Origin of the sequence: Alginatibacterium sediminis, from assembly GCF_003610775.1 — a bacterium.
Lineage (GTDB): Bacteria > Pseudomonadota > Gammaproteobacteria > Enterobacterales > Celerinatantimonadaceae > Alginatibacterium > Alginatibacterium sediminis.
The window spans coordinates 211,762-237,028 of the sequence record NZ_RAQO01000001.1; the positions used below are offsets into that span (position 1 = coordinate 211,762).

Genomic DNA, 25,267 nt, shown 5'->3' on the forward strand with positions numbered 1-25,267 from the left:
AAGGTAAGTGATCACATAGCCAGGCTTAAGCCTGGCTTTTTTGTTTTTGGCTAATCCAAAAGTGGATTAATAATGCTGGCTAAGGTTTTAATCCCGCGGATCATATCGTCATCGCTTTGGGCGAAGTGTAATCGGATGCACTGCTGACGATGTTTCCAATCGCCCGCTAATCCTGGGAAGAAATAGCTTCCAGGAACAATTAGCAAACCATTTATCTTCAAGCGCTGGTATAACTGCATATCATCGATGGGGAGACCGTCGAACCACAACCACAAAAACATAGCGCCTTCGCTAACATGAATGTTGAAGCGATCAGATGGTATTGCAGCTTGCAGCAACTTTACTGCTTGTTGAGATTTCTTTAGGTAAAAAGGTCTGATTATGTCGTTGCTGATACGGTCAATATCATTACCTTCTAACATCGGCGTAAGTATCGCTGGCCCAATACTTCCAGGAGCCAAATTGATAATACCGCTTAGGTTGGTCATGGCCTTAATGGTTTTACTATTGGCGACGACTATTCCGCAACGAGTTCCAGGTAAACCAAGTTTAGAAAGACTTAAACACAAGATCGTATTCTGATTCCAAAAGGCTTTTACTGGTTTAAAAATTAGATTTGGAAATGGTGCGCCATAGGCATTGTCGATGAGTAGAGGAATGCCACGTTCTTGGGCAATAGCATCAAGTTTGAACAGTTCTTCGTCACTTATAACATTGCCTGTAGGGTTTGTCGGACGAGATACACAAATAAGCCCTACGTCGTTAAGCGTACTATTGACCGCTTCAAAATCAACATGATATTTGTAACGACGGTTTTCCAATTTTTCAATAATTGGTCGGCAAGCTACAAAATGTTCTTTGGATAAGCCGCTATCTGCGTAACCTATATATTCAGGAGTTAAAGGTAGAAGAACTTTCTTGCAAATGCTCTGATGCGAAGATGCCCCAGCAAACAGGTTAAAAAGATAGAAAAATGCACTTTGGCTTCCATTTGTAAGAGCAATATTTTCAGGGCCGATATCTGTGCCATAAAAACCGGACAAATACGTAGCCAAGGATTCGATGAGCTTGCGATTGCCTTGAGGCCCATCATAGTTACAAAGTTGATTGAGTAACTCTCCAGATTCTAGTAGTTGAGCTAGGTAATTGGCAAAAACTTCGTCAAGTGCTGGAATTGACGCAGGATTTCCGCCACCGAGCATAATTAGTTCATCACCGGCTCGTATACCTTGATCCAAATCGTCCATCAAGCGAGTTATACCGCTATCACCACCAAACTTGTTACCAAACTCCGAAAACTGCATCCAAAGGCTTCCTAGTTATTATCAGCGCGCTTAATAAAAGCTTTTGCTTGATTGGGATTACGTAAATCCAAATAGAAGTCATAGTATCCGTCTTCTATTGGTGTAAAGCTGAGATTATTAAAAGGCGAACAATTGTCTAAAGCAACCTCTTGACCGAGCTCTATCGTTGAACTTTGTTCTTTATGACCAAAATTACTTCCGCAAGTCCAATCTGCGTCGACAAACTTCCACTCATAAGGCTGACCGTCGGCAATTAAAGGCTCTACAGTGCGGGTTCTAAATAAGCCAGGGTCTGAGGAGAGCTCTTGTAAACGATTTTCTTCTATAGCCTCCCACCAGTTAAATACACCGCGTAAATAGATGGCCTTGCTTGTATCTGTGCTAGTAACGCTTGGAGTATCACTGATGATTGGTGACGTAGAACAAGCACTTAATGCCGCTAGCGAAAGAACAAGTAAACTTAACTTTTTGGTCACAAGAAGCTCCTTCTAGAGTTATTACTATTTTCCTTTAACATAATATGCGTGCCGATTGTTAATGGAAATGGTCAGTTTTTAGCTTTATATAGATGAAAGCATGTTTATAAACATGATAGGGGTATTGATAAGCAATACCAAGTACTGTTGCTTATCAGAAATTGGTATTTTCGATACAAAAAAGCCGAGCAGTGCTGCTCGGCTTGATTATATAGCGATAGACAAACTATTGAATAATTGAGATATCTGCTACTTGTAGAAATAAGCCTTGTAGGCTGGCCAGTAACGCCAAACGATTTGCTTTAATAGCAGAGTCGTCAGCCATAACCATCACACTTTCGAAGAACAGGTCAACCGGTTCTCTAAGTGTTGAAAGCACCTGCATACCTTGCCCATATTCACCTGCTTCAAATAACGGAGCCACTTGTTGCTCGGCGGCAACGATTGCTTTCGATAACGCAAGTTCTGCTGGTTCCACTAACAGAGCCTGATCTACTTTGTTTGCTATATCTTTTGCGTTTTTGCTAAGGATATTTGAAACGCGTTTGTTAGCTGCTGCTAACGAATCAGCTGATTCATGGGTACAAAACTCTGCAACACCTTTTACCCGACGTTCAATATCAAGCGGGTTGGTAGGTTTGCGAACAAGTACTGATTGTATCATCGTAGCATCGACACCTTGGTCTAGGTATTGTGCTTTAAGGCGCGCGTGGACGAATTCAATGAGCTGGTCGATTAAGGTTTCTGTTTGAGCTTGATCAAGTTTGATTGGAAGCAAATTTAGTGCATTTGTAAACAGAATGGTTAAATCAAGATCCAGGTTTTGTTCGATAGCAATTCGCAAGATACCTGTTGCCGCGCGTTTTAGTGCAAAGGGGTCTTTATCACCTTTAGGCAAGATACCTGCTGCGAAGATACCGACCAAAGTATCCAGTTTATCGGCAATAGCAACAGAACTGGCTTCTTTGCTCTCTGGCAACTTATCACCGGAAAAACGAGGCCAATACTGCTGACATAAGGCTTGGGCTACAAGTTCGTGCTCACCGTCGTGCTGAGCGTAATACATGCCCATCACACCTTGAATATCGGGAAACTCAAGTACCATTTCACTCATTAAATCAGCTTTACAAAGCAATCCAGCACGTTGTGCATGTTCGCTGCTTGCGCCAATGCTTGCTGCAACAAATGCGGCAAGTTCTGAAACACGTTTAGACTTATCGAGAAGGGTTCCAAGTTTTTGTTGGAAAACAACTTTATTCAACGAATCTAAACGTTGCTCAAGGGTGAATTTACGATCCGTTTTATAGAAAAACTCAGCATCTGCAAGGCGAGGGCGTACGACTTTCTCATTGCCTTCAATGACCTGAATAGGGTCTTTGGATACAATATTTGAAATAAATATAAAGCGCGGTAGCAAACCACCATCTTTGGCCAAGATAGGAAAATATTTCTGATTATCTTTCATGGTGTAAATAAGCGCTTCAGAAGGAACCTCGAGATATTTCTCTTCAAAGCCGCCGACCATAGCTACTGGCCATTCTACAAGTGAGTTAACTTCCTCTAGTAGGTCCTCATCAATTTGGGCTATACCATTTTCACGAACCGCTTCGGCTTCTACTTGCTCGCGGATAATTGCTAGGCGTCTTTCGTAGTCGACAATAACTTTTCCGCGTTGGTCTAGGTCTTGAATATAGTTGTCAGCATGCGCCAATTCAAATTCAGCTTCGCCCATAAAGCGGTGCCCGCGTATGGTGCGTGCTGACTCAATACCTAAGATAGTGCCTTGAATTAGTTTATCGCCATATAACATGGTAATTGTATGCACCGGACGAATAAACTGCGTGCTTTTATTGCCCCAACGCATTGGTTTTGGGATCGGTAGTTTGTTAAGGGCTTCACTTACAATTGTCGGAAAAACCGCTGACAAGGCTTGACCACTAACCAACGAGCGGTGAAGTAACCATTCGCCTTTATCGGTAGCCAAACGCTCCGCTTGTGCTACTTCAATTCCATTAGAGCGAGCCCAGCCTTGTGCTGCTTTGCTAGGATTGCCTTGCTCATCAAAAGCAACTGAAACTGCTGGACCACGTTTATCGACCTGTTTGTCGGCACCCTTAGCGGCTGCTTGCTTAATGATAAGCGCTAAACGACGTGGAGCAGCTAACCATTGAACACTATCAAATTCGATCTCTGCATTAGAGAGGCCTTGCTGTACATTGTCGGCAAATGACTGAGCAAGTCGACGCAGAGATTTTGGTGGTAACTCTTCAGTACCAATTTCTACTAGTAGATTTTCAACCATCATTTTCTGTTAAGCCTTTTGTTTTGCATCTTTGCACATTGGGAAACCGAGCGATTCGCGAGCAGCGTAGTAAGATTCAGCGACTGCTTTAGACAGGGCGCGAACCCGCAAAATATAACGCTGGCGTTCTGTTACTGATATCGCATGGCGAGCATCAAGCAAGTTAAAAGCATGACTAGCTTTCATGACTTGCTCATATGCAGGTAACGGTAACCCGGCTTCGATAAGTTTTTGACTATCTTTTTCACACTGGTCAAAACTTGCAAAAAGCGCATCAATGTCAGCATGTTCAAAGTTGTATGTTGATTGCTCGACTTCATTTTGATGGAAAACATCACCATAGGTAACGCGGCCCATAGGACCATCAGTCCAGACTAAGTCATAAATACTATCTACGCCCTGGATGTACATCGCTAGACGTTCTAATCCATAGGTGATTTCACCGGTAACTGGTGCGCATTCTAAGCCACCCACTTGCTGGAAGTAGGTAAACTGAGTGATTTCCATGCCATTTAACCAGATTTCCCAACCCAGTCCCCAGGCTCCAAGTGTGGGGCTCTCCCAGTTATCTTCGACAAATCGAATGTCATGAACTTCAGGATTAATACCTAACTCAACTAATGAGCCTAAATACAATTCTTGAATATTGTCTGGAGACGGCTTTAACACAACTTGAAATTGGTAATAGTGCTGTAGGCGATTTGGATTTTCTCCGTAGCGTCCGTCAGTTGGTCGTCGGCAAGGCTGTACATAAGCACTGCTCATAGGCTCAGGGCCAATGGCGCGCAAGAATGTTTGGGGATGGAATGTTCCTGCGCCTACTTCCATATCTAATGGTTGAATAAGCACGCAACCTTGGCGTGCCCAATAATCCTGGAGGGCCAAGATTAGACCTTGAAATGTTTTTATATCGTATTTATGCATCGTGGCTTGTCACGCTATTGGATTAGTTAGGGTTCATCAAACGTCAAAGTATACCTTAGCCTAACCGTTTTGTGTTTGAATTAGCTGCAATTAGCAGCGCATTTGAGCGTTTTTTTAGATTTGTTGGCGATGATTCTAAGAGAAGTCAGATTTAAGGGCGCTTATTGAGACAACAAGCGCTTGAAAACGAATTTTTGGCAATAACACAGACACAGTAAAGTAATAAGTTACGTATAGCCTCAGTTGCCTTTCTTTACCACATATTGATAGGGCTTATTTTCAATTTGTTGGCTGACTAAGGTGTGGTCCATAAACATACAAAAACTGGCGATGTCGCGAGTTGTAGACGGGTCGTCGGCCAAAATACTTAATGTATGCCCTGGCTCCATCGAGCGCATGGCTTTGCGCAGCATCATTACTGGTTCCGGACAACGCAAACCTATCGCATCTAGATGATGATCGCAGTCGATTTCAAGTTTTTGGATTGATATATTTTCTTGGCTCATAACAACAGGCCTAATCAACTAGTAGTTAGTAATTGTAGGACTAGCGCTTGGTATAGTCTAGGGTATGTTTGATTTTGATGAATACACGCCTAGCGAATCGTATGTTTGTTGATAGCAGATTAACCGCTGTAAGTACTTGAAATTCTATTGAGGAATAACAAAACCTTAAACTGTAACAAAATGCCGCGAGCGATGTTCAGACGCATTGATCTGTACCAAATGTCGGAGTTACTAAATAGTTTCAGCCAATATATTGTCAAAATGTCAAAGATGATTTTGTTATGATTAACGTACTGCCTTAACAGCCCGCGACAATTGTAAAACAGTTTGTTCTGGGCTTGCTTCCGGGTTATTGAAGTAGCGGTTAACGATATCAAAAATTGCATTTTGAACGGCGCTAGAATTCGCTAGGCCATGGGCAAAACTTGGGACTAAAGCCCCGGTAAGTTCGCCTTGTTTGAAAGCGCGAGACGACTCTTGAGAACAAGTATCAAAATCAGACAAATCGATATCTTGGCGTACAGGAATAGATCCCTTATGGCGATTGAAATCAATTTGGAAATCTTTATCAAGAACGGCTTTAGCTAGGGCCAATTGCATAGATGAGTCTTCGCCTTTACCCCCTTTAAAAATGGCTAAGCTATCAGAGTTTAGGCTAAACATATCATCGGTACCAAAAACCGCAGCACAAACGATATCTACGCCAGGTACTTTTCCAGATGCTGTGAATTCGCCTTTAGCCCAATCTCCCATAATTTGCATCCCTGCTTTACCTTGAATAAGCAATTGAGAGGCTTCGTTCCATTGTCTATTTCTGGCACCTTTATCAATATAAGAACGAATTTGTTTAAAGTACTTAAAAACTTGAACCATATCTTCACTTTCGATAATTGAAGCATCAAGTTCGAAGAAGGCTTTCAAATACTTTTCATGACCAAGTACTGATAGCGCAATGGCTTCGAAAATCGTGGCGTTTTGCCAGTCTTGCAAACCATGGGCTAGGGGAATAAATCCGGCTTGTTCTAGCTTGTCAGCAGCGACAAAAAACGCCTCAATGGAGTGGGGGATCTCAGCGCCTGCTTGCTCAAATACCATCGGGTTGGCCCAAAGCCAATTAACCCGATGGATATTAAATGGTACCGCATAAAAATGGTCCTCAAAGCGAGCTCGCTCGAGAATGATGGGTGGAATTATAGCTTCCCAATCTTGTTCTGCCGCGATTCCATCAAGTGGCATTAAGAAGGAAAGTTTGGCCCATTCCTTAATCTCGTCGCCTTTTATTTGCGCCGCAGTAGGCGGATTCCCCGAAATGGCTCGGGTTTTTAAAACCGTCATGGCGTTCTCACCTCCGCCACCGCTAATAGAGAACGGTTTCCAGGTATATCCTTGCTCGGTTATCGCTTTTTCTAAAGCGAGTACGGCACCGGCTTCACTTTTCGAAGTCCACCAATGTAAAAGCTCTATTTCGTCGGCCATAGGGCTTGAAATGAAGCTAACACCGCATATTAATAACGATAGTTTTTGAATGACTGTTGTTTTCATCTCGAGCACCTCCTAGAGCGGAATCAGTGAATATGCGGTAATTGTAATTTCACTTCCAAGCCACCTTGAGGCAAGTTTTGTAGGGTGATTTCTCCCCCATGTGCGTGGGCGATATTGCGAGCGATACCTAAACCTAAACCTGAGCCAGGTTTGTTTTCGTTTAGTCGGACATAGGGGTTAAAAACGTCCGTTAGACGTTGATTTGGTATTCCAGGACCTATATCTACGAACAACAAACAAAGTTCAAGAGGTTCATCAAGCACAAATATGTCGACACGTTCGCCGTACTTAACTCCATTTTCGAGCAAGTTAGCCATACAACGTTTTATCGCTAAAGGCTTGCCGTAATATGGCCCATTAGTGTGGCCTATAATCGTCACGTTCTTAACATGAGGCTCACAAATGCGTTGTAGATACTTCATAATATCTATATCCGCTAAGTTCTCGTGTATATCAGTATCTTTTACGGTTTGTAGAGCACCTTTGGCCATAATTTCTAGCTCGTCAAGATCATGATTGAAATCATCGATAACTTCTTCTTCGTCGAGTAATTCAGCACGCAGGCGTAACCGAGTTATTGGGGTTTTGAGGTCGTGAGAAATTGAGCGAAAAAGTTGTTCTCTATCTTCAATATAGCGTTTTAGTTTGCTTTGCATGGTATTGAAGGCTCGAGTTGCCTGAACAATTTCGCTACTGCCTTCTTCAGCTAGGGGCTTTTGGAATAGATCGATGGTTAGCGAGCTGGCAGCCTTCGCAAGGTTACGCATCGGCTTAGTTTGTCTTCGCACGATTAGATAGGTGAATACAAGTAAGAAACCGGTCATCAAAATGATGAACATCCAATGTTGCGTCGTTAAAGTCGTATCTTCAAGCGTCAAATAGGGTGCAGGAAGTAAGGCAGCCAAATAAATCCATTCTCCATCGCCGACATGAATTTGGGTAACCAAGATAGGCGGATTGATCGGCTCTAAAGATAATGTATGGCTTGCCCACGACGGTGGAAGATCTTGCATTAATATGTCGTTGTTAAATACGCGAAGTGTTTCAGGCGGCGAAAAATCAACATAAACCTGCTTATAGCTTGGCAGGTTTTCATGCAGCGTTTGTTCTACTTCATTTATGATGAGTTTTTTCTTATGGGTGTCAGGTACCGAATCATTCATTAAATATTCGGTATTGAGTGATACAAAAAATCGTGTTCCTCCCATATTTCGCAACTGATCGAGCACAATGTGGCGATATTCTGCTGGCAATGACTCAAAAAAGGTCACAGTAGAGGCCAAACTCAAAGCAAGGTTGTGAGTGGTTGCTTTAAGTCCTTGGTCTTCACTTATACGAAACTGATAAGACCATATTGAACTACTAATTCCTTGCGCGAGAGCAATAGCTAACAGCATCAGCAATAGCATTCTTGAAAGTAGCGACTTTGGTTTGAGTCGCTCAATGAACTTTCTAATAGTCATTAACGTTCGAAACTAACTTTAGCAACCAACATGTATCCAGCACCACGCACCGTACGAATGATGCGCGGGCTTTTGCCATCATCTTTGAGGCGTTGACGTAAGCGACTGATTTGCACGTCAATGCCACGTTCCATGGGTAAGCTTTCTCGGCCGCGTGTTGCATCGCTAATTTGATCGCGATCTAGTGCTTCATTGGGATGCTGTAGGAACAATTGGAGCAGTCGGTAATCACTACTGGATAACTCAAATGATTCCGAGTCATCATGATGAAGGTGTTGGGTTTGGGTATCTAAACGCCATTCGTTAAATCGGATATAGCGTGTCGCCTGCGGCTCCGGACTCATAATTTGAGTTCGTCGTAACAGCGCCTTAATGCGGGCTAAAAGTTCGCGCGGGTTAAACGGTTTTCCAATGTAATCGTCAGCGCCTAGCTCTAAGCCAACAATGCGATCCATTTCGTCACTATTGGCGGTAAGCATAATAATAGGAACATTAGAATGGTGACGAATACGCTGACAGAGAGTAAAGCCGTCATCACCAGGAAGCATAATATCCAAAATGATAAGATCAGGATCGTGTGCTTCAAGTTGTTCAGCCATTTCAATACCGTCGTTTGCGGTAATTACATCAAAGCCATTCTTACTTAGGTATTTATCAAGAAGGGTTCTAATTTCTACGTCGTCATCAACAACGAGTAACTGCTTGCTCGCGATCATCGTTTAATAGCTACCTTGTTCGGCGAATTTATGTTTTGCAGTGGGTAGCATACCGCAAACATAGGCGAGGCAACATCAACGCAATAAAAAAGCGTGGCACAACTAACGTTGTACCACGCTTAAAGTACGTAAAACGGTGATTTAAGCGCGTTCAAACACCGTTGCAATACCTTGACCAAGGCCGATACACATGGTGGCGAGACCAAGATTCACATCTTTTTCCTCCATCAAGTTGAGCAAGGTTGTTGAAATACGTGTACCCGAACACCCTAATGGGTGGCCAAGTGCAATTGCACCGCCATTGAGGTTAACTTTCTCATCAATGACATCAGCCAAACCTAAGTCTTTTGCAACCGGTAAGGCTTGAGCTGCGAACGCTTCGTTAAGTTCGAACAAATCGATATCGCTGATGTTTAGTCCGGCACGTTTTAGTGCTTTTTGACTAGCTGGAACCGGTCCGTAACCCATGATGGATGGATCACAGCCAGCAATAGCCATAGAACGTACTTTGGCACGTATTGGTAAGCCTAAGTCTTTGGCGCGTTGCTCCGACATCATTAACATCGCTGAAGCTCCATCACTTAATGCAGATGAAGTCCCTGCTGTCACTTTACCATTAGCAGGATCAAATACTGGGCGCAGTTGGCTTAGTGTTTCAATGGTTGTTTCTGGTCGAATTACTTCGTCGTTTTCAATCAACTGCAACACGCCATCGGCGTTATGACCTTCAATGGCTACAATCTCTTTGGCAAAACGACCTTCTACTGTGGCTGCATGGGCTAAGCGATGTGAACGTGCTCCAAATGCGTCCATCTGTTCACGACTAATGCCGTGCATTTTAGATAGCATTTCTGCGGTTAGACCCATCATACCGGCAGCTTTAGCAACATTACGGCTTAGGCCAGGATGAAAATCGATGCCGTGATTCATAGGGACATGCCCCATGTGCTCAACGCCACCGACAATAAATACATCACCTTGGTCGCATGCGATAGCGCGTGCCGCATCATGAATCGCTTGCATCGACGAACCGCACAGGCGATTTACAGTTGTTGCACCAATGGTGTGGGGTAATCCAGCAAGTAGCGCAGCGTTACGCGCAACGTTAAACCCTTGCTCCAAGGTTTGTTGTACACAACCCCAGTAAATATCTTCGATTTCATTTGGGTCAAGTTGGCTATTTCGGCTCACTAGTGCGTTCATGAGGTGAGCAGATAAGTCTTCAGCGCGTACGTGGCGAAAACATCCATTTTTAGAGCGTCCCATTGGGGTGCGGATCGCATCAACAATTACAGCTTGTTTCATTTTAGTCATCCTTTTCTTAAGCCTGTGAACCATAATACGACTCGCCTGCAGCTGCTTTCGCGCGCAGTGCATCGGTCACGTGGTAAAGCGGGCCTAAATCAGCAAATTTGTCAGCTAGTTCAACGTAGTTAGCAAGTCCCATATTATCTAGATAGCGGAAAACGCCACCTCTAAAGGGAGGGAAACCTAAACCGTAAACCAATGCCATATCCGCTTCTGCAGGGGTTTGTACGATACCCTCTTCTAAACAGCGAACGACTTCATTCACCATTGGAATCATCATTCTGGCAATAATCGTGTCTTTGTCGAAATCTTGCGCTTTACTGCGTAGAGTTTCTAACAATGTGTAGCTTGCAGGATCTGCGGTTTTCTTTGGTTTTCCACGGCGATCTTTCGTATATGCGTAGAAACCAAGTCCGTTTTTCTGACCAAATCGTTCTGCTTGGTACATTGCGTCAATCGCATCAGGGCCAGTTTTAGTCATGCGCTCAGGGAAACCTTGCTCCATTACTTGCGCAGCATGGTGACCGGTATCAATACCAACAACGTCTAGCAAGTAGGCAGGACCCATTGGCCAACCAAAAGTTTTCTCCATCACTTTATCAACAGCAACAAAATCTGCGCCATCTGCAACCAAGCTAGAAAAACCAAAGAAGTAAGGGAATAGCACTCGGTTAACGAAGAAACCAGGGCAGTCGTTTACCACAACGGGGGTTTTACCCATTTGGGCAGCATAGGCCACCACAGTATCAATGGTGGCTTGGCTAGTATGTTCACCGCGGATAACTTCAACCAGTGGCATACGATGTACGGGGTTAAAAAAGTGCATACCGCAGAATTTTTCTGGGCGTTTTAGGCTTTTAGCTAACAAACCAATTGGAATAGTTGAGGTATTTGATGCAATGACAGTGTTTTCGCTCACTTGGTCTTCAACTTCAGCAAGCACCGCTGCTTTAATCTTTGGATTTTCTACCACCGCTTCAACCACAACATCACTGCGAGAGATATTGGCATAATCTAAACTAGGGGTGATAGAGGCTAGAATTTTACCAAACTTGATCCCATCAATACGGCCGCGATCGAGTTGTTTGTTGAGCAATTTACTAGCTTCATTCATACCGAGTTCAAGTGCAGCTTGATTGATGTCTTTCATCACTGCTGGAACACCGCGACTGGCGCTTTGATAAGCAATGCCGCCGCCCATAATACCGGCGCCGATAACTGCTGCTGTTTTCACTGGTGCTGCATTTTTAGATGACTTTTTAGCCAGTGATTTAAGGTATTGATCGTTTAAGAAAATGCTAACTAGACTGGTTGATACTTCTGTCTTGGCAAGTGTAACAAAGTTTTTAGCTTCTATTTCCAAAGCGCCTTTGCGATCCAAACCCGCTGCTGCTTCGATGGTTTTAACTGCCATGATGGGAGCAGGGTAGTGCGGACCGGCCTTGGCCGATACCATACCTTTAGCGACGTTAAAACTCATCGCTGACTCAATTTGATTCATACTAAGTGGCGCAAGTTTAAGTGCGCGGCGCGAACGCCAGTCTACTTTGTTGTCGATGGCTGATTGCAGCATCAATAATGCAGAGTCATAAAGCTTTGTCGGTTCAACGACGGCATCAACTGCGCCAACTTTGAGTGCGGCGGCAGCTTTATTGTTACTGCCGGTAGTGATCCACTCCATGGCGTTATCAGCGCCAATAACGCGCGGTAAACGAACGGTGCCACCAAAACCGGGCATAATCCCCAATTTGGTTTCAGGCAATCCAATGACTGCAGTGGTGTCGGCTATGCGAAGGTCAGTAGAGAGAATGCACTCGCAACCGCCACCGAGGGCATAACCATTAATGGCAGATATAGTAGGAACAGGCAGATCTTCGAGTGCGTTGAAAAGGTCATACGCTTTATTCAACCATGCGCTAAGCTCTGATTCTGGCAAGTCAAAAATGTCGAGAAATTCAGTGATGTCAGCGCCAACAATAAATGCATCTTTAGCTGAGGTAAGCATCAAACCTTTGAGTGAGCTCTCTTGTGAAAGCGTTTGGATAGCTTCAGTAAGCGATACCAATGTAGAGCGGTCTAGTTTGTTGACGTTCCCATGTTTTGCATCAAAGCATAGCTCGGCGATACCATCGCGAACATACTTAACATGCAAGTTTTCTCCCTGATAGATCATTCTTTTCTCCTTGCGGTGCTAGCTTTTACCGCACCATTTGTAGGGGTGTTCGATTGTCACCGCAAACGGCGATTCGAAACTTATGTTTAACAACTGAATTATTAAAACAAATATAACACTAGTTTTAAACACTTGTTTAACATTATTTGTCACAAGTTCGAAATGTTTTTGTTAATCGTAGTTTTCGATGAGATCGATCTCACTCATGCTGTTTTTTATTTCCCATTATTTATTAGCTAGTTACAGATCTTAAAAATAATAGAGTCAATAAAAACGTAGAATCTGGTGAGATCCTTTTTGAAAGAGATTTCGGACTGACAGTGGGCAATTGCTAAAGTGTTTGTTGTTTGCTGAACCCTTGAATAGATTTAGTGATTTTAAATGGAACAGTCAATTTGAATATTGGAGGGATAAGGCATACCGAATTTGGGCATAGATGGTTAAAAATTCACTTTTAAATTAGATATCTATCAGGAATGCGTTTAGTCGATTTGCTATGATTGCTGCAATATTTTTCTAAGTAGATAATCTAAATGAATCAAACCGAACAGCAGTTTTTGAAAGACCTTGAAACCAAGCTATGGAATGCTGCCGACAAATTGCGTGGTTCTTTAGACGCTTCACAATATAAACACGTTGTTCTAGGTCTTGTTTTTGTTAAATATGTTTCTGATGCTTTTAAACTGCGTCAGGATGAAATTAAAGCTGATATAGCTAACCCAAAACATGAATACTACTTAGATCCTACTGATTACACAGCAGAAGAGCTAGCGGCAGAGATTGCCATCGAGCTTGAACAACGTGATTTCTACACCGAGAAAAACGTGTTTTGGCTACCCATTGAATCTCGCTGGCAGTTTCTGCAAGACAATGGCCCGTTGGTTATTGGTGGTGCAGAGTTAGAAATTGACGGTAAAACTAAAAAAATAAGCTCTGTTGGACACCTCATTGATAACGCGCTTGAAGGCATTGAGCGGGACAATAAAAAACTTAAAGGCGTTCTGAATAAGTTTTATTCGGGAATGAAAATTGACCAAGCCAAGTTGAACGAGTTAATCAACTTAATCGCTACCATTCCCTTCGACCACGCCTCCCTAAACAGTAAAGACATCTTAGGTCACGTATACGAATACATGCTTGGTCAGTTTGCGCTTGCAGAAGGTAAAAAAGGTGGGCAGTTCTATACCCCAGCATCAATCGTAACGTTGATTGTTGAGATGATTGAACCCTTCGAAGGCCGCGTATATGACCCAGCAATGGGTTCTGGTGGTTTCTTTGTTCAATCAGAGAAGTTTATTGAGCGCCATGCAAACGAGAAGAAGGTAGATGCCGTCACGCAGAAGCAGAAGATCTCTATCTACGGTCAGGAATACAACCATACAACGTGGCAGTTAGCGGCGATGAATATGGCTATTCGTGGTCTTGATTACGATTTTGGTAAAGAGCCAGCAAGTACCTATACCAACGTACAGCACCCTGATCTTCGTGCTGACTTCATCATGGCAAACCCTCCATTCAACATGAAAGAGTGGAACACGGGTGTTGACGATAACGACCCTCGCTTCAAATACGGGCAACCGCCATCTGGTAATGCGAACTTCGCATGGATGCAGCACATGCTTCACCACCTAGCACCTGAAGGCTCTCAGGCGCTGCTGTTGGCAAATGGCTCTATGAGTTCAACAACTAACAACGAAGGCGCTATTCGTCAGGCATTAATTGAGAATGATTTGATTGAATGTATGGTCGCACTTCCGGGTCAACTGTTTACCAACACACAGATCCCTGCCTGTATTTGGTTCTTAACTAAGAATAAGAACTCTCGCGTTGATAAGGCAGGTCGTAAGCTGCGCGGTCGTATAGGTGAAGTGCTGTTTATTGATGCGCGTAACCTTGGCTTCATGAAAGACCGTGTACTACGTGATTTCAGCTTTGATGATATCAAGAAAGTGGCTGATTTATTCCATGCTTGGAAAACAGGTGGAGAAGTCCACGGTGTGGCTTATGAAGACCAAGCAGGTTTCTGTAAATCAGCAACGCTTGAAGAAATCACCAAACATGACTTTGTGCTCACTCCGGGTCGTTACGTGGGTGCGGCTGAGGAAGAGGATGACGGTGTTCCGTTTGGTGAGAAGATGAACGCACTGACTTCTAAGTTGAGTGAACAGTTTGCTCAATCAACAACACTAGAAGCTGAAATCAAGAAGAACCTAGCGGGGTTGGGTTATGAACTGGATTGATTCAACCGTAGGTGAATACAGCCCGTTTGTGTATGGCAAGGGGTTACCCAAAACAAAGCGACAAGTTGGTGAGCACCCAGTATTTGGTTCAAATGGTTGTATAGACTATCACAATGACTTTTTTATAGATGGCCCCGGACTTATTATTGGTCGAAAAGGTAGTGTCGGTGCCGTTCATTTATCAGAGGTTTCATTTTGGCCTATAGATACAGCCTTCTATGTTAAGAAAGAAACTCTAGGAGAGCTAAGGTTTACTTATTACCTACTTCGTTCATTAGGTTTGGAAAAAATGAACTCTGATAGCGCCGTGCCGGGGCTGAATAGAGATAATGCTCACGCACTTTCAATCAGAATTCCTGGTACTGAATCAGAAAGAGAAGCATTAGGAAATAAGCTTGCACTACTTGATCACAAAATAGGATTGAACAATAAAACTAACCAAACCCTAGAACAAATGGCACAAGCCATCTTCAAATCGTGGTTTGTCGATTTTGATCCAGTTAAAGCCAAAATGAACGGTCAGCACCCAGAGGGGATGGATGCTGTTACTGCCTCGCTATTCCCAGAAAAGCTCGTTGAGTCTGAGTTGGGTTTGATTCCTGAAGGATGGGAAGTTAAGCCATTTAAGAAGGTTATCGACAAGTATGTTGATAATCGAGGAAAGACACCACCAATCGTTGAGAATGGAATACCTCTCGTTGAGGTGAAACACTTACCTGAAAGTTCTGCATTTCCAAAGTTGAACACAGATAAACGAGTTACTGAAGAAACATTTAATACTTGGTTCAGAGTCCATGTGGAACCTAAAGATGTTCTTATCTCAACAGTTGGTACGATAGGTCGGACATCATTTGTTAAGAACACAAATTTTGGTATAGCTCAGAATGTGTTAGGCCTACGCTTCGGCAAAATCGTTGAGCCTGAATATATGTTTTACACAATCAAAGCTCACCGTTTTCAACATGACATGGATGCAAGGTTAGTTACAACAGTACAATCAAGTATCAAGCGTAAAGATCTCGATACGATTGACATTTTGGTTCCACCTTCAAATGTTCAAAAAGAGTTCTGTAAGCTAGTTGGTAGTTTACTCGATGGGCAGTACAGCAAAAATGCTGAAAATATTGATTTAGCCAGTCTACGCGATACCTTACTCCCTAAATTGCTTTCCGGCGAAATCGAGCTAAACGATGAAGGAAAAATCCTAGATACTCTGGCTGATAATTTACTAAACGCCATAGGCTTTGAACCTGAACATGATGATAAGTATAGCGATCTCTCTCAATACCTAAATGAATCAAGCTCGGCCAATCGCGATATTGCTTGCTTTATGAGTACCAAAGGACCTTATGGTTCTGAAGGGGGAACTTTTGTAAGACTCCCCAAAGCAATAAAAGCACTGAATAAGCTTACTAGTATTGACGGTGGATATAATGAGCTAGCAGGAAATGCTGCTGTCGGAGTTATTCTTGATGGCAGTAGCTTTATTGTAAACAATGTGATTCCGCTTGGATTGCTAAACAAAGTATGCCAAGGCATTTTCGGTACTAAAATTGCTATTGAACCAAGAGATTGTGTTTTATTAACTTCAATACACTATGCAAAATCCAGCACTATAGATGAAATTTTACTATCGCAACGACGGAATTTTGAACACCTGAACCTAAAAACCATGGACGAACAAGAGGTCGGAGAAAGGTTGCAGTATTTGGAGTCGTTGGGTCTGGTCAAATTGGATGGGGCAAATGTCTACTTGCTAGATACGATTGTTCAACATTAAAACCATAAATAAGCGATGAGATAAACAGGGATTTGTACACAGACATTTCTGTTAGATATTGAGCTACAAAATGAGTTAAACACATTTGTGAAGGATTTCTATGAGTAACAGCCTACTTGTCAATATTAGTAAATATGCTTCAAGTCATCAGACATCGCCAATAGAGAATTTTATTACCGAAGCTTTCGCATGGCTTTTGAGAAACGACGAACAGGTTCGCGAAGCACTTTGTATAATTTTACAATCTAAAGGAAGCGATCAAGGCTTGTCGTTTGAACAGCTTGCAGAATCAGATTCGCTTGATACCCAAGTCAACTTTAATGGCAAATATCCAGATATGCTTTGGTACTCAAAAGACGACCAATTTTGTGTCATCTTTGAACATAAGGTTTGGTCTGAGCTTCACCATAAACAACTTCACAATTATAGAGCATATGCTGAAGAGCACTTGAATAAAAGACATGCCATTGTCCTAATTTCTGCGCATGTTGGGCAACATAGGCAGAACCCTAATATAGCGTTATGTTGGCATGAGGTTGCCCAAGAAATACAAAAAATTGATAGTAAAAATGGCAAATTGGATTGGATTAGAAGTGAGTTTGTAGACCTCTTAAAGAACAATGGATTGGTAGATGTTTCCCCAATAAATCCACTATCTGTCGCGTACTATAACGAAGTAAAAAGACTAGATAAGCAACTCACGAATATTTCGGAACGTTCTAGAAATCTGTCGTGGCCTCTTTTGAATCAAGAAAACGCAACGGTTTTCACTATTCCCGAGAATCGTAAAATAAACCAATGGGGGCGCGTCGGTTTAACATTTTCTTCGTTTGTCAAAGATAATCCCCCAGCTTGGAAACCCGGATTGTTTTTTGGTTTTGTTATGGATGGCTCTGATCACTTGATTGAAGATTTATTGAAAGAGGGTCCTATCGCAGCGGTAGTTCTCAGTATTAACCAAAAACACTTTCTTTCTCTAAAAGATAAGGGCTATTACGATAGATTTGTAGCCCACTTAAGAAAACAAATTCCCAAAGGCTGGCATATTAGCGATCGTACAGAGAAAGGAAATCGAATTAACAAGTGGCACCCTCTAATAATCTATAGAAACCTGTCAGAATTTATTGGTGATGCCAATACATTAGATAAACAGCAACAGACCTATTTTCGTCAAATGTCTGAAATGCAGGAACTAATTCTTGGGTGTGATTCGTTCCAATCGTTTTGTAATGAATTGCAAGATAGGAGCATGGGATGATCACCGAAGACAAACTCGAACAACAATGCTTAGATTGGTTCACTGGCCAAGGGTACCTTTATAAAAATGGTTATGAAATTGCGCCAGACGGAGAGTCTCCAGAGCGTGATAATTACCACCAGGTCGTGCTTGAACACCGCTTATTCAATCAATTGGAAGTCCTAAATCCTGAGTTGTCGGCCGACGCAATCAATGAAGTGCTTAAAGTGGTTTCAACGCCAGACACCCCTGTACTAATAAAAAGTAACCGATCTTTTCACAAATACCTGATTGAAGGTGTTCCTATCGAATACACAGTATTCGAAGATGGTGAATCCAAGACCAAGCATACGCATGCTCGCTTGATGGATTATAACAACCCGGATAACAATGAGTTTCTAGTGGTCAATCAGTTTACGATCACCGGTAGCAAAGGAAATCGACGACCTGATGTGGTGGCTTTCATTAATGGTTTGCCCATCTCAGTTATCGAACTAAAAAACCCAGCAGATGAACATGCGGATATTTGGAGTGCTTACAATCAACTGCAAACCTACAAAGATGAAATATCTGACTTGTTTGTGTTTAATGAAGCGTTGGTCATTAGCGATGGTGTGAATGCTCGTGTAGGCTCTTTAACAGCCAATAAGGAGCGATTCTTACCGTGGAAAACCATCACGAGCGAAGATGATAAGCCTCTGTTTGAATTTCAGCTTGAAACCATGGTGAAAGGCTTTTTTAAGCAAGACCTGTTACTTGATTACATCCGCTATTTTGTTCTCTTTGAAACCGACAGCGATAAACTTATTAAGAAGATAGCTGGTTATCACCAATTCCATGCTGTCCGCGCTGCCGTTGAAGCGACCGTAAAAGCGAAGCAAGCAGATGTTCATTTGCCGAAAGTGGCCGATAACAGTCCTAATTATCGAACGACTTCAACCAAAGGTTTAGAAAAAATCCAAGCCGGCTCAGGTAAAGCGGGAGTTGTTTGGCATACCCAAGGCAGTGGTAAAAGCATTTCGATGGTTTGCTATGCCAGCAAGCTCTTGCAGCAGTCTGTCATGAATAATCCGACCATTGTTGTGGTAACAGATAGAAATGACTTGGATGGCCAGTTATACAACACTTTTGGCATGGCCCAAGAAACCCTAAAGCAGATCCCTCAACAAGCCGATGACCGGGATTCGTTGCGCGAATTACTTTTCAATCGTCAATCGGGTGGAATTATTTTTACCACCATCCAAAAGTTTACGTTATTCGATAGCGAAACGGTGCATCCGATCCTATCCGAACGCAGCAACATTGTTGTAGTTTCAGATGAAGCACATCGAAGCCAGTACGGTAACAAGTCTAAACTGGTAGAAACAAAAGATAAGAACGGCGTAGCGACTGGCCAAAAATATGTGTTTGGTTACTCAAAGTATTTGCGTGACGCACTGCCGAATGCATCATTTATCGGTTTCACCGGTACACCAATTGCCATGGATGATAAAGATACCCGTGGTGTATTTGGTGAGTATGTCTCAATCTACGATATTCAAGATGCTGTTGATGATGGGGCTACGGTGCCTATTTACTACGAATCGCGTCTTGCCAAGCTTGATATTAACCAAGAAGAGATTGAGCAACTCAATGACCAAGTAGAAGATGAGATCGGTGAAGACGATGAAACAGCTGATCGAGAGAAAGTAAAATCGCAATGGGCGACGTTAGAGAAGCTTGTGGGTGCCGAACCTAGAATTGAACAAGTTGCTAAAGACCTAGTGGAGCACTTTACGATTCGCGGCGAAACTTTCCCTGGCAAAGCGATGATTGTATCAATGAGTCGAGAAATCTGTGTCGACCTTTACAACGCAATTGTGGCGATTAAACCCGAGTGGCATCATTCAGATACAGATAAGGGTGCGATTAAAGTAGTGATGACGGGGAGTGCTTCTGACAAAGAAAAAATGCAAGCTCATATTCATGATAAGAAAACTAAAAAGCTTTTTGAGAAACGGTATAAAGATACGGATGACGAGCTTAAGTTGGTTATTGTTCGTGATATGTGGTTAACAGGTTTTGATGCGCCTTGCTGTCATACAATGTATATCGACAAACCGATGAAAGGGCATAACCTAATGCAGGCGATAGCACGTGTAAACCGTGTCTTTAAAGATAAGCCCGGAGGTTTAGTTGTTGATTACATAGGTATTGCAAGCGAGCTTAAGAATGCCTTAAAAACCTATACCAATAGTCAGGGCAAAGGCCAACCAACAGTTGATACTGCGGAAGCGTTTGCAGTATTGATGGAAAAAATAGACATTATTAGAGGCATGTTTGCCAGCCCCGTTGACGGTAAAGTTTTCCAGTATCGACCTGAGTTTGAAACACAAGGTCTGCAGCTGCTTGTTGGCGCCGTGAACCATATTTCTGGCTTAGTCACCCCCCAACACAGCGGAAAAGAACAGCGAGACGGAAAACGTCGTTTCCTAGATGTGATGGCTGCGCTCACTAAAGCGTATTCACTATGTAATACCATGGATGAAGTCCAGGGGTACAAAAACGAAATAGCGTTCTACTCTGCGATCAAAACCGCATTTCTAAAACATTCTACAGTCGATAAAAAACGTATTGATGAGGAACGCGATTCAGCACTAAAACAGATTTTAGATAACGCGATAGTCGCAGATGGTATAGATGATATTTTCAGCATGGTTGGGCTTGATAAACCCAATATAGGGTTGCTCTCTGAAGAGTTCTTGGAAGATGTGAAGAACATGAAAGAGAAAAACCTTGCGGTAGAGTTACTTGAAAAGCTGCTACGCGATGAAGTTAAAGCTCGAATGAAAAATGATGTAGTGCAGGAGAAAAAGTACTCAGATCGCATCATGGCTACGTTGCAAAAGTACCATAACCGAAGCGTTGAAACCGCGCAGGTCATTGAAGAGCTGATTCAATGGGCCAAAGAGATGCAAGAAGATGCAGAAATGCTAGAAAGGTTAAACCTCTCGGTTGAAGAAATAGCCTTTTATCGGGCCTTAGTTGAGAACGAGTCTTCGGTTCGTGAGCTAGGAGATGACAACTTACGAAGTTTAGCCATTGAGTTGACGCGTCAATTGCGTAAATCTGCGACAGTAGATTGGCAAAAGCGAGACAGCGTACGCGCACGAATGCGCAATTTGGTGCGTCGTTTACTTCGTCGGTGGAAGTACCCACCGGATGCCGCTGAAGAAGCGATTAAGCTTGTTCTTGAGCAAGCAGAGGTATTGGCGGAAGGGTGGTATAACTAAGCAGGAATAGAGTCATCAGTTGTTGTAGCTCTTACTCGACATTAAAGACCAGATAGTGAATCACAAGCAGATCGTACAACCTGCTTACTGAAATCGTGACAAACAACTGGACATAATCGTTTCAGTGGCTTTGCTAAACTCGCAATTTATGGATAACTAGGGGGATCGAAAGTCGCTCCGCTTGGTGTCTCGTATTGATGAGTTGTGACATTACCTATATCGATGCTTTGACTTACACTGACTCCCATCAGCAATCCGACAACAAACATATGACCAGTCAGAGCTTAAGGCATTATCTGATGCAGCATAGGAACGAGCCAATGTACCACAACGCTCCAGACCTTTTGCTCGTCCAAGAAAATACTCACTTCCAGAACTTGAGAAAACGTAAACATTAAACTCACTGCTATTTATGGAACGCTTAGTTTCGTCAAAAGGCCACCAAGAATAGTAGTAAGATAAAACTAGATAAATAACTATTAGTAGCGGCACAATTCATCTCCTTTAGTTCAATTTAGGACGAGGTTTTCTTGATGTAATCATAAAGACTAGTGAGCTTACTTCGTCCCTCACTAATAGCCTCACACAGAGAATCCAAAGTGTTTTCTTCAGGAACAAGCTTGAGCTTGAAAGAAATATGAGGTGAAACCTCTCTTTCTAACAACCTTCCTGATGGTATCAGAGTGACATTTTGCTTTGTTCGGCCTTTGTATTTCCTGTCTGCATCTAAGCAATTTAATCCTGCTACTAATGACTCTTTCCACTGAGCATCAGAAATACAACTGATTTTTTCCCTCAAAATTGTTTTTTCTTCTATCGGTAGGCGCGAGGATACTTGCCATGCATCTCTGTCAAATCTCACCGCGACATCTTTCAGCGGAAAACGCTTGATAAGATCTCCCGTTTGTAATTCATTTTCAATAAACCTTGAAATTGGCCAAGTATTTGAGTAAGACATACCCTCTAAGTTAATTCCAAGCTTGATATTATTGGTAGCTGCTACAAGACCAATATTCCATTGTACTCCTTTTGCATCGTCACTAAACCCGCTAATTGGATTCGATTTTTGGCCGAATTTACGAGGTTTGACTTCGAAAACTCGTTCAAATGCTTTTTCTAACAGCTCTAAATCCAAACATTCATATTGAACTTCGTCGCATGTTTCCATTGATTCGTAATAATTTATCATCTTTTCAATTACTTGAACTGGAGTTTCAAATCCTACCGAGTGACGCTCTAGTCGTTTATAGGTTTTCTCTGGAAGTCTAATTACTTTGCTCATAATGTTTATTTCATAGTAAATGTTACATATACTGTGAAGTCTGTTTTATACTGTAAGTTTTGTCAAACAACATGAATGAGAATTTTCCACTTCCGAGACATGAATCTCTTTGTGATATTGCTTAGGAGTATAAAAATCCTTTTTTAGTGGGCATGTAAGCTTCGATCCTCAATGCCTAGCGAAGCATGCTTCACCAATGATGATGCTTGTGATTACAACCTCTGAAATTGATTCCTATAGGGAAAAATGCTTACCACTGGTGTACCCAAGGTATGAAAAAGTAGGGCAAAGCCACTCTAAGTAGAATGAGAAGTTGGATGTTGCTGGCACAGAATGGGGCAGAAGTGTATTAACTGCACAAACCCACTTTTGGACATAAACGTGTTTGGGTGGTCACTTATTCAAAAGTGTTTCGGATTAGCGGAATTATGGAACTGTTGGTGTTAACGATTTAGCTAAAAGACAGCAACTTTTTGCAGTCCAGTGGAAGCTGCGCTTTTGCACCTGGAACGAATTTAAGCATTTTGTTAGAACTGCTTTTGGAGTAGAATAAGGGTTTAAATAGTGTATAAATTGATTTCTTGAGTGCAATTAGCTCCTCGTAAATGTAAGAAAAACAATGACATTAATAAAGCTAGTTATGACTTTAAAAATAACTTTGATACCTATATTTATATCCATTGCAATTTCTGGATGTAGCAGTGCTTTTGTAGATGCATACACAGATGAGATACTAGGGAAGGACCTCATTGAGAATCCGTCGGAGGCTTTAGCCCTTGGATTTTTTACAAAAAATTTAGAACATTGTAAGAAATCATTTCATCCTGAAACCTATGCTAGATATAAGTCTGATTATAATTGGCTAGAGTCATATGTTAATACTAATGCCGAACGAGAATCATACTTAAAAGGCTATAGGACCGAAACTCAGAAACTACAACCGTGCGATGACTTTATTTATTCAGCAGCTGAATTACATCAAGAATATCTACAGCTGAGGCGACAAGAGGCTCAACGCGAGCAAAGGCAACAGTCTAGGGTATCAAAATAAAATGAGTAGGAGACGAATTAGCTGAATACTGGACTTCCTAGACTTTGCTAGACATTCTTGAGTCACTTAACAGGGAAGGAACATTGAATTCCAAATGATGACAAAAGGTATCACTTAGGTTTCGCTTTCTTCACTCTACGGATAAACTTAACTGAAGTATTTTGGGGCAGAACTAATTCAGAAATATCCATTAGCTACTCTATCTAATAACTTTCTGACTTCATTCGTATTACCTTTTTCAAGTTGCGCCATCGGGGACTCACCACCGAATTCTTTTTTCGCTTTGGTTAACCACCTTTCGGCTTTTTGCGTGGAGCCAAAAACCTCTATTGCATATGCTAAAACCTTTTCTTTTGTCACTTCATCATCTCCGAAATGTCTACTGTATGTGTAGTTTAGCGTACGTTAAGAGTTAGCTATCTGACTAGTTAGTCAATTCAATGCGTTGCTGAATGCTATTACGTGTCACCTTGGCCATTGTATAGGGAAATCTCGTCCATTGAGTGGAGCTGATATTATTCTTAAAATCATACTTGGGCTTAAATTACTCAGTATGGCAAGCTTTTGTTAACTCATCAGTTCGTCAGTAAGTACAAATTCATCATACCGTTTGAAAACTAATTTGACATAGTCTTCATAGGTTTGAAAGTACTCCACAATTACAGAACCGGAGACGCCCTTGTTAATCCACTTACGTTGTAAATAATTGAACATGTTAAGAAAGGACCAGAAAATGGCGCTGTGGCCATCTTGAAGTTTTCCATTATCAGGATAAGCCTCAAAGTGAATACGCAGATATGCTAAGTAGTGTTCGGTTGTAATAAACCCAGACCGTTCATAGCGTTGAATTTTCTTTTTGATGGTACCGTAATCGGGGTCTATCAGCTCTAGGCTCTTAGGAGATAACGTTTCTAGACCATGGAAGTTGCAGTACTCAGAGCTCGTTCTTTGTTTGATGTATATTCGTTTATAAAATTCATTTTTTGACAAGGGTTTTGGACCATCGCTAAGCTTCTTTAGAATCTCTGTAATCATTACTTTAGATGAATACACAATAGAAGTATTTCCCTTCGCTAGCTTTGGTAGGAATGGACTGAAAATGCTATCTCGTTTATTGGTCGCTATGCATATATCTAATACGCCAAGAGCCGCCCAATAAAGACATCGCTTTATTTCCCTTTCACACATGCCTAAATCAGTTTGGCACTGTTTAGGCGTTTGTATTATGAGTAGCCACTCCTTAAATGATGGCAGCGTCGATTTACTCATCAGTAGTGAGCGTTCAAGTTGGCAGTGTGCCAAAACAAAGTTGAAATAGTGTTGATGAGATGCCGACATCCCCTCTGCATCTCTATATGTTTCAAAAAAATCACGCACCAATATCCAAGCACCAATTTCACTATCGGGTACGCCATCATAGCGGGTTATTTTGTCAGCAATTTCTTGGTCATCCCAACGTTGTTGTTTCATTAGTTCGTTGAACAGCGGTTGGATTTCACCTTGCCGAAACTTACGCATGATTTGACTATCGGAGCCAATCGATTCACCTGTGGTAACTCGCAATAGGCGTTGCCAAAACAGAGCATCATTCGCATCTTTATGTAGGTTGGATTTCACCCAAGTGCTTATCAGGTTATTGAATATAATTCCCCTATTTATCAATGTAAAAACTCCTTTCTATACGCATACTA

The 25,267-nt window shown here is 42.2% G+C and carries 19 protein-coding genes; 5 read left to right on the forward strand and 14 right to left on the reverse strand.

Going from position 1 to position 25,267, the window contains the following annotated elements; all coding sequences use genetic code 11:
• Positions 1 to 50 precede the first annotated feature (50 nt).
• The 10 genes from DBZ36_RS01040 to fadB form a co-directional block, all read right to left on the reverse strand.
• Positions 51 to 1,304: a valine--pyruvate transaminase gene (locus DBZ36_RS01040; RefSeq protein ID WP_120353065.1), complete on the reverse strand. Its 1,254-nt coding sequence runs from the start codon at positions 1,302 to 1,304 to the stop codon at positions 51 to 53.
• Between the two features lie 11 nt (positions 1,305 to 1,315).
• Complete coding sequence (locus DBZ36_RS01045) at positions 1,316 to 1,780, reverse strand: hypothetical protein (protein WP_120353066.1); 465 nt, start codon at positions 1,778 to 1,780, stop codon at positions 1,316 to 1,318.
• Between the two features lie 226 nt (positions 1,781 to 2,006).
• Entirely contained in the window at positions 2,007 to 4,085 is a 2,079-nt protein-coding gene (gene glyS / locus DBZ36_RS01050) for a glycine--tRNA ligase subunit beta (protein ID WP_120353067.1), read from the reverse strand.
• Between the two features lie 6 nt (positions 4,086 to 4,091).
• Entirely contained in the window at positions 4,092 to 5,006 is a 915-nt protein-coding gene (glyQ, locus tag DBZ36_RS01055) for a glycine--tRNA ligase subunit alpha (protein WP_120353068.1), read from the reverse strand.
• A gap of 239 nt (positions 5,007 to 5,245) precedes the next feature.
• Complete coding sequence (tusA, locus tag DBZ36_RS01060) at positions 5,246 to 5,512, reverse strand: sulfurtransferase TusA (protein ID WP_120353069.1); 267 nt, start codon at positions 5,510 to 5,512, stop codon at positions 5,246 to 5,248.
• A gap of 285 nt (positions 5,513 to 5,797) precedes the next feature.
• Positions 5,798 to 7,054: an ABC transporter substrate-binding protein gene (locus DBZ36_RS01065; RefSeq protein ID WP_199711743.1), complete on the reverse strand. Its 1,257-nt coding sequence runs from the start codon at positions 7,052 to 7,054 to the stop codon at positions 5,798 to 5,800.
• 23 nt (positions 7,055 to 7,077) lie between these two features.
• The gene (locus DBZ36_RS01070; RefSeq protein WP_120353070.1) at positions 7,078 to 8,517 is read right to left on the reverse strand and encodes an ATP-binding protein; all 1,440 of its coding nucleotides are present in this window, start codon (positions 8,515 to 8,517) and stop codon (positions 7,078 to 7,080) included.
• Entirely contained in the window at positions 8,517 to 9,233 is a 717-nt protein-coding gene (locus DBZ36_RS01075) for a response regulator (protein ID WP_120353071.1), read from the reverse strand. Before DBZ36_RS01075 ends, DBZ36_RS01070 begins: the two co-directional genes overlap by 1 nt.
• 141 nt (positions 9,234 to 9,374) lie before the next feature.
• Positions 9,375 to 10,538, reverse strand: a complete 1,164-nt coding sequence (fadA, locus tag DBZ36_RS01080) for an acetyl-CoA C-acyltransferase FadA (protein ID WP_120353072.1) — start codon at positions 10,536 to 10,538, stop codon at positions 9,375 to 9,377.
• A gap of 16 nt (positions 10,539 to 10,554) precedes the next feature.
• Complete coding sequence (gene fadB, locus DBZ36_RS01085; protein ID WP_120353073.1) at positions 10,555 to 12,714, reverse strand: fatty acid oxidation complex subunit alpha FadB; 2,160 nt, start codon at positions 12,712 to 12,714, stop codon at positions 10,555 to 10,557.
• A 533-nt stretch (positions 12,715 to 13,247) separates the two neighbouring features.
• Here fadB and DBZ36_RS01090 point away from each other — a divergent pair.
• The 4 genes from DBZ36_RS01090 (at position 13,248) to DBZ36_RS01105 (ending at position 21,243) form a co-directional block, all read left to right on the forward strand.
• Positions 13,248 to 14,954 carry a type I restriction-modification system subunit M gene (locus DBZ36_RS01090; protein WP_120353074.1) on the forward strand — a complete coding sequence of 569 codons (1,707 nt, stop codon included), beginning with the start codon at positions 13,248 to 13,250 and terminating at the stop codon, positions 14,952 to 14,954.
• The gene (locus DBZ36_RS01095; protein WP_120353075.1) at positions 14,941 to 16,734 is read left to right on the forward strand and encodes a restriction endonuclease subunit S; all 1,794 of its coding nucleotides are present in this window, start codon (positions 14,941 to 14,943) and stop codon (positions 16,732 to 16,734) included. Before DBZ36_RS01090 ends, DBZ36_RS01095 begins: the two co-directional genes overlap by 14 nt.
• 100 nt (positions 16,735 to 16,834) lie before the next feature.
• The gene (locus DBZ36_RS01100) at positions 16,835 to 17,992 is read left to right on the forward strand and encodes a PD-(D/E)XK nuclease family protein (RefSeq protein WP_120353076.1); all 1,158 of its coding nucleotides are present in this window, start codon (positions 16,835 to 16,837) and stop codon (positions 17,990 to 17,992) included.
• Complete coding sequence (locus DBZ36_RS01105; RefSeq protein WP_120353077.1) at positions 17,989 to 21,243, forward strand: type I restriction endonuclease subunit R; 3,255 nt, start codon at positions 17,989 to 17,991, stop codon at positions 21,241 to 21,243. The genes DBZ36_RS01100 and DBZ36_RS01105 overlap by 4 nt, the downstream gene beginning before the upstream one ends.
• A 210-nt stretch (positions 21,244 to 21,453) precedes the next feature.
• On the opposite strand, the gene DBZ36_RS20450 is transcribed toward DBZ36_RS01105, so the two are convergent.
• Together DBZ36_RS20450 and DBZ36_RS01110 are read right to left on the reverse strand one after the other, a co-directional pair.
• Positions 21,454 to 21,735 carry a hypothetical protein gene (locus tag DBZ36_RS20450; protein ID WP_147394976.1) on the reverse strand — a complete coding sequence of 94 codons (282 nt, stop codon included), beginning with the start codon at positions 21,733 to 21,735 and terminating at the stop codon, positions 21,454 to 21,456.
• Between the two features lie 22 nt (positions 21,736 to 21,757).
• Complete coding sequence (locus DBZ36_RS01110) at positions 21,758 to 22,525, reverse strand: hypothetical protein (protein WP_120353078.1); 768 nt, start codon at positions 22,523 to 22,525, stop codon at positions 21,758 to 21,760.
• Between the two features lie 619 nt (positions 22,526 to 23,144).
• Between DBZ36_RS01110 and DBZ36_RS01115 the strand changes: the two genes are divergently transcribed.
• Positions 23,145 to 23,576 (forward strand): hypothetical protein, encoded by a 432-nt coding sequence (locus tag DBZ36_RS01115; protein ID WP_120353079.1) that lies wholly within the window; start codon positions 23,145 to 23,147, stop codon positions 23,574 to 23,576.
• Between the two features lie 177 nt (positions 23,577 to 23,753).
• On the opposite strand, the gene DBZ36_RS01120 is transcribed toward DBZ36_RS01115, so the two are convergent.
• Positions 23,754 to 23,936 (reverse strand): MbcA/ParS/Xre antitoxin family protein, encoded by a 183-nt coding sequence (locus tag DBZ36_RS01120; RefSeq protein ID WP_120353080.1) that lies wholly within the window; start codon positions 23,934 to 23,936, stop codon positions 23,754 to 23,756.
• Between the two features lie 207 nt (positions 23,937 to 24,143).
• Positions 24,144 to 25,193: a hypothetical protein gene (locus tag DBZ36_RS01125; RefSeq protein WP_147394977.1), complete on the reverse strand. Its 1,050-nt coding sequence runs from the start codon at positions 25,191 to 25,193 to the stop codon at positions 24,144 to 24,146.
• Between the last annotated feature and the right edge of the window lie 74 nt (positions 25,194 to 25,267).